At 55.2% G+C, this 13,354-nt stretch carries 11 protein-coding genes; 1 reads left to right on the plus strand and 10 read right to left on the minus strand.

The genetic code is table 11. The features are described from left to right. Positions 1-119: 119 nt before the first annotated feature. The 7 genes from JYG33_RS08340 to JYG33_RS08370 form a co-directional block, all read right to left on the minus strand. Positions 120-1,529 (minus strand): efflux transporter outer membrane subunit, encoded by a 1,410-nt coding sequence (locus tag JYG33_RS08340; RefSeq protein ID WP_207875488.1) that lies wholly within the window; start codon positions 1,527-1,529, stop codon positions 120-122. Next, complete coding sequence (locus tag JYG33_RS08345; RefSeq protein WP_243430308.1) at positions 1,526-2,707, minus strand: HlyD family secretion protein; 1,182 nt, start codon at positions 2,705-2,707, stop codon at positions 1,526-1,528. The genes JYG33_RS08340 and JYG33_RS08345 overlap by 4 nt, the downstream gene beginning before the upstream one ends. A gap of 15 nt (positions 2,708-2,722) precedes the next feature. Beyond that, positions 2,723-4,375 (minus strand): MFS transporter, encoded by a 1,653-nt coding sequence (locus tag JYG33_RS08350; protein ID WP_207875489.1) that lies wholly within the window; start codon positions 4,373-4,375, stop codon positions 2,723-2,725. After that, positions 4,372-4,971 carry a TetR/AcrR family transcriptional regulator gene (locus JYG33_RS08355; protein WP_207875490.1) on the minus strand — a complete coding sequence of 200 codons (600 nt, stop codon included), beginning with the start codon at positions 4,969-4,971 and terminating at the stop codon, positions 4,372-4,374. The genes JYG33_RS08350 and JYG33_RS08355 overlap by 4 nt, the downstream gene beginning before the upstream one ends. Positions 4,972-5,189: 218 nt before the next feature. Then, positions 5,190-5,774, minus strand: coding sequence for a hypothetical protein (locus JYG33_RS08360; RefSeq protein ID WP_243430309.1), 585 nt, complete (start codon positions 5,772-5,774; stop codon positions 5,190-5,192). 120 nt (positions 5,775-5,894) lie between these two features. Further along, positions 5,895-7,064 (minus strand): MFS transporter, encoded by a 1,170-nt coding sequence (locus JYG33_RS08365; RefSeq protein WP_243430310.1) that lies wholly within the window; start codon positions 7,062-7,064, stop codon positions 5,895-5,897. 59 nt (positions 7,065-7,123) lie between these two features. Continuing rightward, positions 7,124-7,639 (minus strand): MarR family transcriptional regulator, encoded by a 516-nt coding sequence (locus JYG33_RS08370; protein WP_207875492.1) that lies wholly within the window; start codon positions 7,637-7,639, stop codon positions 7,124-7,126. Between the two features lie 174 nt (positions 7,640-7,813). Here JYG33_RS08370 and JYG33_RS08375 point away from each other — a divergent pair, with 174 nt between their 5' ends. Beyond that, a complete protein-coding gene (locus JYG33_RS08375) occupies positions 7,814-8,338 on the plus strand; it encodes a DinB family protein (RefSeq protein WP_207875493.1) in 525 nt (174 codons plus the stop codon). Between the two features lie 139 nt (positions 8,339-8,477). Here JYG33_RS08375 and JYG33_RS08380 read toward each other — a convergent pair whose 3' ends face one another. From JYG33_RS08380 to JYG33_RS08390, 3 genes are all read right to left on the minus strand, one after another. After that, the gene (locus tag JYG33_RS08380) at positions 8,478-10,673 is read right to left on the minus strand and encodes a TonB-dependent siderophore receptor (protein WP_207875494.1); all 2,196 of its coding nucleotides are present in this window, start codon (positions 10,671-10,673) and stop codon (positions 8,478-8,480) included. Between the two features lie 116 nt (positions 10,674-10,789). Continuing rightward, positions 10,790-11,965, minus strand: coding sequence for a multidrug effflux MFS transporter (locus tag JYG33_RS08385; RefSeq protein WP_207875790.1), 1,176 nt, complete (start codon positions 11,963-11,965; stop codon positions 10,790-10,792). A 166-nt stretch (positions 11,966-12,131) separates the two neighbouring features. Next, positions 12,132-13,076, minus strand: coding sequence for a helix-turn-helix transcriptional regulator (locus JYG33_RS08390; RefSeq protein ID WP_207875495.1), 945 nt, complete (start codon positions 13,074-13,076; stop codon positions 12,132-12,134). Positions 13,077-13,354: the final 278 nt, after the last annotated feature.

Raw genomic sequence — 13,354 nt, forward strand, 5'->3', positions numbered from 1 at the left:
TGCAGGTGCAGGTGCAGGTGCAGGTGCAGGTGCAGGTGCAGGTGCAGGTGCAGGTGCCCAGCATTCTCCTATGAACATATATAACTCATAGGAAATAATGCCCCTCTGTTGCAGTCCCCCTACAGCCCAGGCTTCACGGCCTTGTCATACTCCCAGCCCCCACCCACGGCCTTGTACAGATCCACCATATTCTGGAGCTGGCTTTCCCTTACCGCGATGACCTGGACCTCTGCCTGATACAGATTCCGCTGCGCATCCAACTGCTCCAGATATGAGGCGTAGCCAGCCTCATAGCGATTGCGGGCGTGCTCCAAAGAACGCTTCAACACATCACGCCTTGCGGTCACATGGCTTAACTCCTCAGCAAAACGCTGTTGACCCGCCAAGGCATTTTCCACCTCGGAGAAAGCCTTCAGAGCCACCCCTCGATACGCAAACGCAGCTTCGTCACGCTGAGCTGTTGCTGAATCAAACTGCGCCTGCAAACGCCCACGATCAAAGATAGGGGCCAAAATGCTCCCACCCAGACTCCAGATTTTGGTGGGGTCGTAGCTTAAGGCACTGACGTACAAAGCCCCGGCTCGTGCCGACAAGGACACTTGTGGCAAAAAAGCAGCCCGGCTTGCGGCCATGGAGGCATCTTTGGAAGCCAGATCCAGCTCTGCACGAGCAATATCAGGACGACGGCGTAGCAGCTCGGACGGCAAGCCTGGACCCGGTGCAGGTAGCAACAAAGCTGCCAAGGTAGAGCCGGTGTTTTGCTCATAAGCCGCAGGCAATTCCCCGGACAGCAAACGCAAGGCATTGTGGTGTCGGCTGATTGCCAGCTTTAACTGCGGAATATGCTGCTCTACGGCTTCAAGCTCGGATTCAGCCTGAGTCAGCTCCAATTGAGAGATGTAGCCCGCCTCAAATTTTTCCTGAGCCAGCCGCAAGGCTTCAGCCCGCGATGAGGAAGTCGCTTGGGCCTGTTGCAACTGTGCATCCAAACTGAGCAAGCCTATATAAGTACGGGCGGTTTCCGCTGCAACACTCAAGGCAATGGCATCGTAATCTGCCTGGGTAGCAGACAGTTTTAGCTCCGCCGCTTTGGCCTGGGAACTTAAGCGCCCCCAGAGATCCAGCTCCCAGTTCAACTGCAGCGCTGGCTGTACCGCACGGCTAATCGCCATACCGCTAGGCCCCAAGGCCCGTTCCGCATGCGCGCCGGTATCAAAAGATAGCGAAGGACCTAAAGACGAATCGGCCAATTGAAGCTCAGCCCGTGCCCGCTCGATACGAGTAGCGGCACTCAATATATCGGTATTCCGCGCCAGGGCCGCTTCCACGGCGGCACTTAGAGCCGGGTCACCATAGGCTTTCCACCAGGCAGAATCCACCACCGTTGCCTCGGAAGATGCAGCTATCCAGGCTGACGGGGCCTCTACCTGCGATTGCTCGGGAGCAAGGCGGTAAGCAGGCATACAGCCAGATAGCAGCGCCGCCCCGCCCAACAAAGCAATCCCATACCTTCTTGCTGACGAGATCATGGATTGCGCTCCCCAGCCTTATCAGATTCGTCCGACGTATCTACCCTGGCAATAACGGACAAGCCGGGTCGCAGTCGCTCCATTCCTGGCTGGTCTGCATCGATGGCAATGCGAATTGGCAAACGCTGAACCACTTTAGTGAAGTTGCCGCTGGCATTATCAGCCCTCAGCACCGAGAACTCAGACCCCGTCGCCGGAGCAATCCGCTCGACATGGCCGTGAAACTCCGCGCCATCCAGGCCATCCACCGTGAAGCGCGCAAGCTGACCCACATGGATGCTAGCCGTCTGCGTTTCCTTGAAATTCGCTACCACCCAACGGGCATCCGGCACCAGAAACAACAACTGCGAGCCTGCCGTCACATACTGGCCCTGGCGCACAGAAGCCTCACTGACTTGACCGTCAGCCGGTGCGGTCACCACCGTGTTATCCATATCGATACGCGCCAAACCCAGGGCCGCTTCAGCCGACTTCACCTTGGCCTGCAAGGTCGCCCGCGATACGTCGGTGGATTTGATCGTTTCTTCTGCAATCGCAATATTGGCTTTGGCTTGCAGCATATTGCCGCGCCCCAGCTCTGCCGTCGCAACAGCCTGATCGCGCTCACGCACAGAAATCGAGCCTTTATTCGCCAATTCCTTGGCACGATTGCGATCCGCCTCAGCACGCCGAGCCTCGGCCTGAGCCGACACCAGCGCTGCCTTGCGTGCATCCAGACTGGCCCGGTTCTGTGCCTGGGCCTGATCCAGATTTGCCAGCTCCGCTAGTGCCGCATCTAGCTGCGCCTGTGCCTGGTTCAGCTTTTCTTTATAGATACGATCATCAATCTGCACCAAAGGCTGGCCCGCCTGAACTCGCTCAAAGTCCTGCACCAGCACTTGGGATACATAACCACTAACCTGCGGTGCCAGCACGGTCATTTGACCGCGTACGTAGGCATTGTCGGTCGTGACTCGGGTGGTTTTAAATGGCCCCAGGTTCCAGGCCCACAAAATAAGCAGCAAGCCACCCAGCAACACGAAGGCCATCACAATGACGCTGCGTCTGCTCGGCTTGATAACTTTAGGAGGCAGTGAAGGCGCGTTGGCCGGACCCAGTTTGCCATCGTTGTCTGAGTCTGTCGGTGCGGCAAGCTCACTACTGCGATCCTGATTTTCAGATGAAGTGTCTTGACTCATAAATACGGACTACGTTTAAGAATTTGAAGAAGTGCCAGATGCCGCTTTCGCGCGTCTGGACTCAAGAACAGGGCCAGCCGCCAGGAGCACGGGCCATAACAAAAAGCCTGTCGCTAAAAGACCGATCAGCAGGAAAACATCGTTATAGGCCCGAACATGCGCTTCCCGACGAGCGGTTTGAGCCAACTGGGCCGTGCCGGTTGCCGCTTTCAAAACCGGGTCCGTCATGACAGGGCCCACCGCTTGTTGCTGCTGCTTCAGGCGATTGGCTACCAAGGGATCAGCCACATTCAGGTGGCTGACAATGGCCGCATAATGATGCTGCTGACGTTGCTGCTCAAAGGTGCTCAAGGTGGCGGTACCCAGCAGGCCCCCCAAGGTCTGGGTGACATTAAGCAGCACAATAAAAGTCACCATATGATCGGGGCCGTACTTGAAAGCTTGCTTGAACCCAATCATCACCAAAGGCCCCATGAACATGCCTGCACCAATGGACAGCACAAACTGGCTGTAGAAAAAGTCATGCGGGCGGTCCATGCTGGTGCGCCCAAAGTCCATGAAGCTGGAAATGCCAATCAGGAAAATGGCTGCAAACACCTGCAGCAGAATCGTCTTGGGGCCAAAGGTCAGCGCACTTAGCGCAATGCCGCACACAATCCCCAAAAAGACGACCCAGAACAAAGGCTGCATCTGCTCCGAGCCCATGCCCAGGGTGCGCAGCATATTGACCATGCCGTAATTCTGCTCGGTCGTGATGAAGCGCAAAATCATGGCGCCTACGGCAAAATAAATGGTCGAGCCTTGAGCCAGCCACCGCACTTTAAGCAGTGGATTAACACGGTGATATTCCAGAAAGGAGCAGATCGTAAACAGGAATAAAGAAGCGATCGCCATCCAGGCCAGATTGCTATCGTTGAACCACCAGCGGATGTAGCCCTGCGTTAAAAATACGATCAGCAAACCGGCGGCAGGCGCAAACAGGGCAAAGGCCAGAAAGTCCAGTTTTTCAAACGCCTTGATCTGATAACCGGGAGGCAATTTCAACAGCACGACTGCTGCAAATGCACACAAGGCCATACCCGCTTCAAAGCTATAAAGACCATGCCAATTCCCCAGTTCAATCAGGGAAGGAGACAGCACCCAGGCCAGAGGCGTCGCCATCTGCGTAATACTCACTCCTAGCACCAAGGCCTTGCCCAACAAGCGTCTGGGGAAAGCCTGCAGCATGTACAACACGCCTAGCGTGCTTGCCGCCGCCCCCGAAAAACCGCTGGCACCGCGCAGAAAAATCAGCGACTCGGCACTATTGATAGACAGGTGCAGCAAGGCCAAGAAGGCATACAGACCCAAGCCAATTTCAGCAAACAGGCGCATGCCATATTGCTGCCGGAACTTGAACACCAGCAAATTGGCGGTGATATTGACCATCGCATAAGCCGCAGGCAACCAGGCCGCCTCGGAAGGCGTCAGCCCAAGCTCCCCTTGCAGCGTAGGCAGGTTCACCGACACCAGAGCATTCCCCAGCCCGCCCGTCAAACCAACCAGTATCGCGACCAGGCCGTAAGCGACCCGTATGTGCGACTCATGATGAGGAGCCGATGGTGAACCCGGCATGAAAGGCTTTTCGTGGTCCTCCCAATGCGGGTGTGGCTTCAAATAAGGACTCATTCAGGCTCCCAGTCCGGAGCCTGGCTATCCACCTGCAAGAGCACGCCTTCACACAGGAACTTCAGGGAACGCTTGACGAACAACAGCCTTTCCTTGTCCGTGCGCCCACGCAAACTGGCTGCCAGCATTCCAATCAGAAGAGGAATATCCGTGGGCTGCAAAGCGGGGTTGCACTGCCCGGCGGCCTGCCCTTTTTCCAGCGGCTCCCGGGCCAGCTCAACCAGACGCGCCCGAACTCCCACAATGGCGGGATGTCCAGGATCAATGGCTTTCCAGTAATCGGACATGGGGGCCGACTCCAGCGCGAAGCCAGCCAGCACCTGCATCAGAATCTTGAAGTCCTGAGCATTGCCTTTACGCTTGCTCTGAAAGCGCTCCTCAATCCGGTCTGCTGCGCGTACCAGCAAGGCTTCCATCAAGGCAGCCCGGTCGGGAAAGTTGCGATACAAGGTTGCCCGTCCGACACCAGCCTGCGATACAACCTGGTCCAGGGGAGCCGTGACGCCATGCTTGCTAAATACCGTGTTAGCCGCTGCCAGCAACAGTTCCCGGCGTTCCAATGCATCAGAACGATTAGGTAAATTCCGGTTTTTCATTCCGAAATTATACGGACAGTTTTGTCCGCTTAAAAAGGGGCAGGATTAAAATAGTGGTAAGAAACGATATTCCATGTATGAAATAAAAGCTGAAGACTACTTGAAATAAACAAGAGCAGCCTTGGCCTGAATGACCAAAACTGCTCTTTTGAAGCCGCTATCTAATTCGTAGCAACGGGCTTGTCACACAAGAGTCGAACAAAGCTCTGCACCGTTTTTCAAACCAGCTTCTTGTCTCCCGTCAGGCTGGTCTTTTGCTGCTTAAGCCAGCTATCGTGCAACCACTTCTCGGTTTTACGATGACCGGGAAATGTGATCCAGGTAATGTCGCGCTCAAACACCATGGGCTGCTCATCGGGCCCAATAATCACCCAGAACCACAAACGATCTTCCAGGTTGCGGGCCTTTACCTTCATCCCGGTCAAGGTCACCGTCTCTGTACTACCATTCCGCTCTATACGAATCGGCTCGTCATGGGTATCAACCCAATGAATTTCCATTTTCGGCAGTAAGTCAGGAGCATGCTCCTGCAAGAAAGCGCGCGCGATTTCCTCGCTGCGCTCTGCACTCGGTAAAGGACGATCCACCAAGTCCAGGGAGATATTGGCAAAGCCTTTCAGACGTCCGGACTCAGACACAACCGAGCTGAAATGCTCCCCTTCCAGCCCGGCATTACGACCATCCTCACGCTCATAGCGGGTCAGGACAACGGGCTCTCCGTCTACATTGACGGCACGTTGGGCTACCTGAGCATGAGTCGCAGGAACAAAGGCTGCGGCGGGATTATTGATTGTGGTTCTCATAACATTCTCCGTAGTAGAGGGACTGGTCTGCGCCTGTGCAGGAAGAGCCCAGGCCGCCTGCAGCGTTACTGCGGCAAGCACAGCAGGAAGAGAAAAATGAACTCGCATTGTTACGGACTCCTATTCAGAAACCAGGGCATAGACTGCGCAGCCCACCAGCAAAGCGGCGAGCAACAAATAAGTACTAGCTAGAGTCATATCCGTCGTCTGCTGCGCCAGCCACGGCCCCAGACTTGCGCCAATAAACAAAACAAAGGTGTAGAGCGAGACGGCCAGGCCTCGCACTGAGCTATCGCTGACTCCTGCGACTCGGGCGATCAGGCTAGGGACGCTGATACCCAGCCCGGCCACAAAGAGGAAACTGGCACCCAGCAAGGCCATCAAATGGGTTTCACCTGCCCATGCACTCCCTCCTAGTCCCGCAGCAGCACACACCAATCCCACACCGAGCGTTCGCTGCGCCCCCACACGGGGCATCACGACGGCAACCAGCAAAGGTGTCAAAAACGCAGGCGCTACCAAAGCGCGAGTCATCAAAGGGGAAACTCCCAACTGGGCGAATTGCCTTCCGAGTTTGCTATCCAAGCTCATGTAGAAAGCGACAAAACACATCAGCAGGAAAAATGCGGGTACGTAAACACGGCGCAGTCTTGCATCGGCCAGCAAACTCCCTATGGACCTGTAAGCACTCAAAAACCCAGTCAGTCCCTGACCCATGCGCTCATCGGCAGGCCTCTTCCACAGGCACCACGCGGTCAAGGCAAACACAGCGCAGAGCGGCCAAAATGCAGCTCCCAGCCCCCAAGGCCCGGCAATCAATCCGCCATAAATCTGCCCCAGCAAACCAGCAGAAAGAAAAGCCGTACTCATCCAGGCCACACTCCACACCCGTTGACGTGGGCTACCTCGCTCAGCCAGATACGCAATCGCTACAGGAGGAAAGGAAGAAGCAGCCAGTCCCTGCAGTACACGACCAACGATCAAAACAGCAGGAGAGTTGGCAAGGCTTAGCACCGCCGTGGCACATATCAAGGCCAGCAAGCCACCGACCAAGACACTGCGACGGCCCAAACGATCTGACAGAGGACCAAAAACAAGAAATCCGGCAGCGTAGGCAAATCCAAAACTGCTGACCATGCCCGTGGCATCAACCCCATAGGATTGCTTCAAGACTCCCAGAATCGGCAAGGGCAGGTACAGCAGGGAAACAACCGACAAAGCGCAGAGAACCATCAGGGCGCGCAAGCGCACACTGACAGCCTGCAGATCATTTGCGGGTACTTTCATCATAAATGTTCCTAGCTGTTATACAGCAAGCTACATATATATTAAAAAAAAACGGCAGACAATCAGCCGCCGTTTGCTTTGGGCAAGATGCCCTCTTGATTGAGCTTGAGCATCAAACGCATCAGCAAATCTCGTTCTTTTGCGTCGAAATGACTCATTAACTCAGCAACCCAAACGTAATGAGCAGGCAAGGCTTTTCCCAGGACGTCGGCGCCATGCTCTGTCAGACGAACTAACCAGGCACGACGATCTTGAGGATGCTGTTCCCGATCACAGAGGCCAGCCACTTCCATACGATCAATAATGCGAGTCATCGTCTGTGACGTAACCGAGACACCGTCAGCCAGCGTGCCAATGCTCAAGCCGTCCGGGTTACGTTTCAGCAAAATCAGCACAAAGAACTGCGTCTGCGACAAGCCGGAAGTGCGATCAAGATTGACTTCAAAAGCCGACAACATTTCACTGGTTGCCGAAGCCCAGACAAGCCAAGTCTGCAAACCGTCCACGTCCGGGTTGCTGTACTCGGCGCCCAGCGTCACCAGAGTGTCGTAGCTAGGAAGATCCTTGAGTTCAAACATCGCACTGCCATGTAATCATTATGGCTGAAATGTAGCTGACTACCTATTTGTAGGTCAAGAGCTTAAAAAAAACAATAATCTGGCTCAATACTGTTGATCGCAATCACCGCCTTGCTCCATCAACATGTTTGAATAAATAATCTTTCTTACCTCACGAAATCCATAAGAGCCCCCATGACACCCCAAACAGCAATCCGGATGGCCTCGTATAACAGCCAGATGAACCGTCGTGTTTATGATGCAGCAGCACGTTTATCTTTTGACGAACTGCATCAAAACCGAGGAGCATTTTTTGGTTCGCTGTTCCAAACCCTGACGCATATTGCAGTGGGTGACACAACCTGGTTGCTTCGTTTCGCCGAGCACCCCGATGCCTTGGTATTGCGGGAAAAAATGGCTGCCTTTACCGCACCCAACGCCTTGGATCAAAAGCTTTTCAACACCTTGCCAGAGCTGGAGCAGTATCGCGGTACTTTGGATAGAATTATTGAAGAATGGGCCGGGTCACTGACACAGGCACAACTGAACCAAACGCTAAGCTTTACCAATATGGCAGGCAAGAATATGCAGAAAGACTTTGCACTTCTGGTAGCGCACTTTTTCAACCACCAGACTCACCACCGCGGCCAGGCCAGCACCCTGCTGTCTCAGTCCGGTGTCGATATTGGGGTGACGGATTTGTTGGCTTTGGTGTCTTGAAAATTAATCGCCAATAAAAATGTAGCCCCTGGGCCTCAAAAAATCGAAAAACCAAAGTTTTGAGGCCCAGGGGCTACAAATTCAGAAGGGATTGGTGAGTACGTCAGCTAGACCCTCCCACCCCTTGCATCAGCTCCCCTTAATACTGTGCCCGCAAAGACAGCATCACGTTCTGAGGCGCACCGTACCAGCCCTGGTTATAGAAGCCGATCTGCGAGTAGTACTTTTTATCGAACAGGTTATTCACATTCAGCGTGGCCGAGACGCGTTTGTTGAAGTCATAGCGTGCCATCAGATTCACAAGGGCGTAGCTGCCCTGCTCTACCTTATGAACCTGCCGATTTGGACCCGTGGCGTTCTGGTACATGCGGTTCTGCCAATCAATCCCGCCCCCTACGGTCAGCCCCTGCCAGTCTCCCGACAAGCGGTACGTGGTGTAGAGCTTGAACAAGGTGCGCGGCTTGCTAGTGTTGATCGGTTTGCCTTGGGCATCCTTGGCGGTGAAGGTCGTCAAGCTGCTGGCCAGATGCCAGCCCGGCAGCACCTCTCCCCCAACTTCCAGCTCTATCCCTTCCACTTTCGCCCCGGGAACCGGGCGGTAGGCGGGGGTGTTGGGCGGAGCACCGATCACGTTATTGCCCGTGGACTCGGCCAGATTATCCTGGCGGGTCTGAAACAGGGACAGGGCTCCGTTCACACGTCCATCCAGCCAGGCCGCCTTTATACCCAGCTCGTAGCTCTTGCCGGTAATCGGATCCAGAATCTGGCCTTGTTCATTACGAGCGTTTTGTGGCTTGAAGATTTCTGTGTAGCTGGCGTAGGCCGTATAGGTATCGTTGAAGTCGTAAATCAGCCCGGCGTAGGGAACAAACTGATCCTTGTGGCGATACTGACGCTTGGCCCCAAAGTAGGTCTGATCGGTTTCCCAGTTACTGATGCGTCCACCCACCATCAAACGCAGATTGTCCATCAAGGCAAAGCGGCCTACCGCATACGCACCAGACTGCTTGCTGACCAAATCGTCTGCCTGACTGGGGTCGCTAGACCAGTTCGGCTCGGGTACACGGCCCGGCTCGTAGAAACTCCCTGCATTCGGCACAGGAGCCAGGGCCCGATATTGCGGGAAATCGACACGATCTTCGGAACGCATCCAGCCCAAGGAAAACTCATGTTCACGACCAAACAATTCAAACGGGCCTGACAAGGATGCGTTAAAGGCTTTACGACGCACATCCCCCTTGTAATACGAGAAAGAGTTCGATGTACCCAGGCCAGTTTCACGGTCGGGATAGCCGCCCCGGAAGATTTGTTTCATGGACGCGTCCGTTACCGACTGGTTATAGGTGACGCGCAGCTTCAAATCGTTGGTGAACTGATGGCTTAAATCGATAAAGCCCGTAGTGGTGTCGTTTTCAACACGCGCCCATTTGGCATTATTGGAAACCGAGCGATCAAAATCCGTACGGCTGCCATCGCTATAGAACAAGGGAAAGCCACTGCCAAAGCCGTTATTGGAACTGGATTGGTAAGCGACCCCGCCTGTCAGTTCCATGCCTGGCATCAGGTCTGCGGTGATGACGCCGTACAAGGTACGCGTCTTGGTATCTTGCAGATCGGTATAGCTGTCGGCCTTGCCATAAGCACCGACCAAGCGCCCGCGGACACGACCATCCTTGGTGATAGGGGTAGAAATATCAGCATAGCCGCGAGCAAAGTTCCAGCTACCTACATTCACTCCGGCAGAGGCGGCAAAGTCACGCAAAGGACGTTTACGCACATAATTAACGGCTGCTGACGGACTACCGGCACCGGTCATCAAACCCGTAGCACCACGCACTACTTCAACCCGATCAAAAACGGCCAGATCCAGATTGCTTTCCCCAAAGGCCCAAGGTGACAACACGGGCTGAGTCCAGCCATCAAACTGGTAGTTATCAACACCAAAACCTCGAGCCGAAAAGGAATAGCGATTGGTATCGCTACGCGTAACCGACATACCGGGCGCGCTTTGCAAGGCGTCTGCCGTTGTTTGCATACCCCGGTCATCCATCATCTGACGGGTGACCACGCTAACGGATTGTGGAGTTTCCTTGATGGACAGGGAGAGCCCCGTCGCTGTGCTCATGGCCTTGGTGGTGTACGAAGGATCGGTTTCCGTCACACCGGGATCACGATTGCTCTTGATGGTGATGACAGACAGTTCTGCAGGAACATCCGCCGCTTTATCCTGCGCCCAGACCGGGCTGCCAGCGGCTGCCAACAACATGGCCGAGCGAGTTAAGGGAGTCAGCAGGCGCAGCCTTGCACGAGCAGAACAGGTAGAAACAGCAAGCATGGAAGTGGATCTCAGGACAGGTTTTAGATGCGAACAATTATCATCTACCGTATTTACCGAAGCGTATCCCTAAACGCAGAAACCCTATTCCAAATATCAGTCCTGTCGCTTTCTTCCTATGCTGGGCGTCGATCAGCGCCTTGTTGCAGCCAAAACCAGCTAATTGCACTAAGCACTACGCAGATCAGCATGGCAGCAGACATGCGCAAGGGCTGCCCATAAACCCACGGCACCAGCCAGCCACTGACAACAGAAAACGTGCTCATCTGGCAAAAACTCAATAAGGACGCCGCCAACCCGGCCCGGCTTGGCACTTGAGCCAGGATGCGCATCGTCACCACCGGCATCAGCATGGCCAGACCGGCGGTGAAGAAAGCAGGCAGCAGCACTGCCCAAGGCAAGGCGGGGTGCGCAGCACTGGCCAGATACCAGGTATAAGCAGTGCAACTGCTCAGCATCAGGCCATAGGCTCGACGAATAATCTTGATACCCCCCCAATGCCGCACAAGATGGGCAGACGCCAAGGCTCCCAGCATGGCCCCAATCACCAAGGGCACAAACAGCACGGCAAAGGCGGTTTCGGGAAGATTCAAGGTACGGGAAATGAAATCCGGAGCGGCACCAATCAAAAAAGCCTGAGCTCCGACCAGCAGACTTAAAGCCAGGCTCATGCCCATGAAGGAAACATCACCCAGCAATTGCGCAATATCGCTACGTAATTGACGCCAGGCCAAGGGCTGACGCTTGCTGCTGGGCAAGGTTTCAGGCAAGCAACGCATGCACAAATAGCAAGCCGCCGCTGCCAGAACGGCCAGCATCCAGAACACGGAGCGCCAGCCCACATGCGCAATCAACTGGCCGCCCACAATCGGGGCCAGAGCGGGCGACACATTAAAGACCACAACGATATAAGACAAGGTACGTTGCGCCTGTTCGCCTTGATAGCAATCCCGCACCATGGCCTGACCGATCACCAAACCCGCTCCGGCCGACAAGCCTTGCAGTACCCGAGCCGCCAGGAGCCAATCCATGCTGGGTGCCAAAGCCGCCATCACCGAGCCGGTGATATACACCAGCAAGGACGCCAGAATCACAGGCTTGCGGCCCCAGGCATCAGACAGGGTGCCATGCAGCAGCAACATGGCCGCATAGGCAGACATATACACACCCAGGGTCTGCTGCACGCTTTCTGGCGGCACCTGAAACTCGCGCTCCAGAGCGCTGAAAGCAGGTAAATAGGCGTCAATCGTGGCAGGTGCAACGCAGGCCAGCAGGCCCAGAATCAGCACCATCAAGGGATACGGGGGAAGCGAAGAAGGCAACACAGCTCGGTCTGAAACAAGAAAAAACGCCCCATAAAGGGGAGGTCTCTTTCAGGATGGACGAGGCAAGCCGGACTGGGTAATGGCAAATGCCTAAAGAGCTTTGAACAATGACAGAGCTGGCCGCCCCGCCGCTTCAATTCAGTTCGCTGGGCGAAATCCCGTAGCGTTCACGAAAGGCCGTCGCAAAGTTGGTGGCGTGGCGATAGCCCACAAAGTGAGCCGCCTGCTGCACGCTCCAGCCTTGCGCCAGATAATCACGCGCCAGTTCCAGACGACGCTCCCGCAGCCAGCCAAAAACCGAGCATTGATACATGGCCTGGAACTTCACCCGCAAGGTGCTGGGACTCATGCAGGCCAGCTTGGCCAGATCCGCCAAGGTATGGTCTTCCCCCGGTGCGTTATACAAACGCTCCCGCACCCGTTCCAGCAATTGTCGATCACGGGCCATCGCCGGTGATTCTTTGACCGGCTTTTGCGTCAGTCCATCCAGAGCATGCGCCAGCACTTGCAGGCTGACGCCTTCCAGCAGCAAATCGTGCGTGGCTCCCTGCCAGGGGCTGTCGATCAAATGCTCCAGGGTATTGAGCAAATGCGGCGGCACCGTCCATTGCTGCATGCGCAGCCCGGAAGGCCCCATCAGTTTGGACAAGGTCTCGGCCAGCCGCGAGTCCCCCACACCTTCAGGAGAACTCAAAGAGATATTGATGCTGCGCAGTCGCTGCCCCGCCGGGTGAATGCCCGTCATGCTCACAGCGTCGCTGTGCGCGATGCTGATGCCGCTTTGCGCCACCAGACTTAGTGAGGCCTGGCTGGCAAGCTGTGTCTGCGCTCGGCCTTGCAGCATCACAATGGCGGAGAAATGCGGGGCGCTGATAGAACTGGACTCGTAATGATGGTGCGTCACGATATCCGAGAGCACCAGCTTGATACCGGGCCGGACCTCATGCTCCTGCACGCGCCCTTGCGCAATGCAAAGTTCTTCCCTGCCCCGATCCGGACCTGCGTAATGCGGCAAACGATAGCGAAAACCCGCCTGACTACCGAGTCGGTCAAAGTCCGATACCGTGAATCTGATCATAGGAATGTAGAAAAGAAACTGCGTCTGCCGAAGCTATCAAGACTCAAGGCATTCAAGCGGATGAAGACAGCAAGGCCAAAACAAGCCAAGTGAGAATAACATACGTTCTCAATTATAAGGCGACTTTCAAGCTGCCCCTGTTTACCCCAACAGTTCTCGAATACCCGGCAATAAGCACCCTCATCATATAGATACGATTTGTTGTCCGGGTATTTGTTTGCCCAGTCGCAAGCAGCCCTATAATCAAGAATGATTCCTGTTTAGCCTTCTGTGATCTG

The organism is Alcaligenes sp. SORT26 (assembly GCF_017377875.1).
Taxonomy (GTDB): domain Bacteria; phylum Pseudomonadota; class Gammaproteobacteria; order Burkholderiales; family Burkholderiaceae_B; genus Alcaligenes; species Alcaligenes parafaecalis.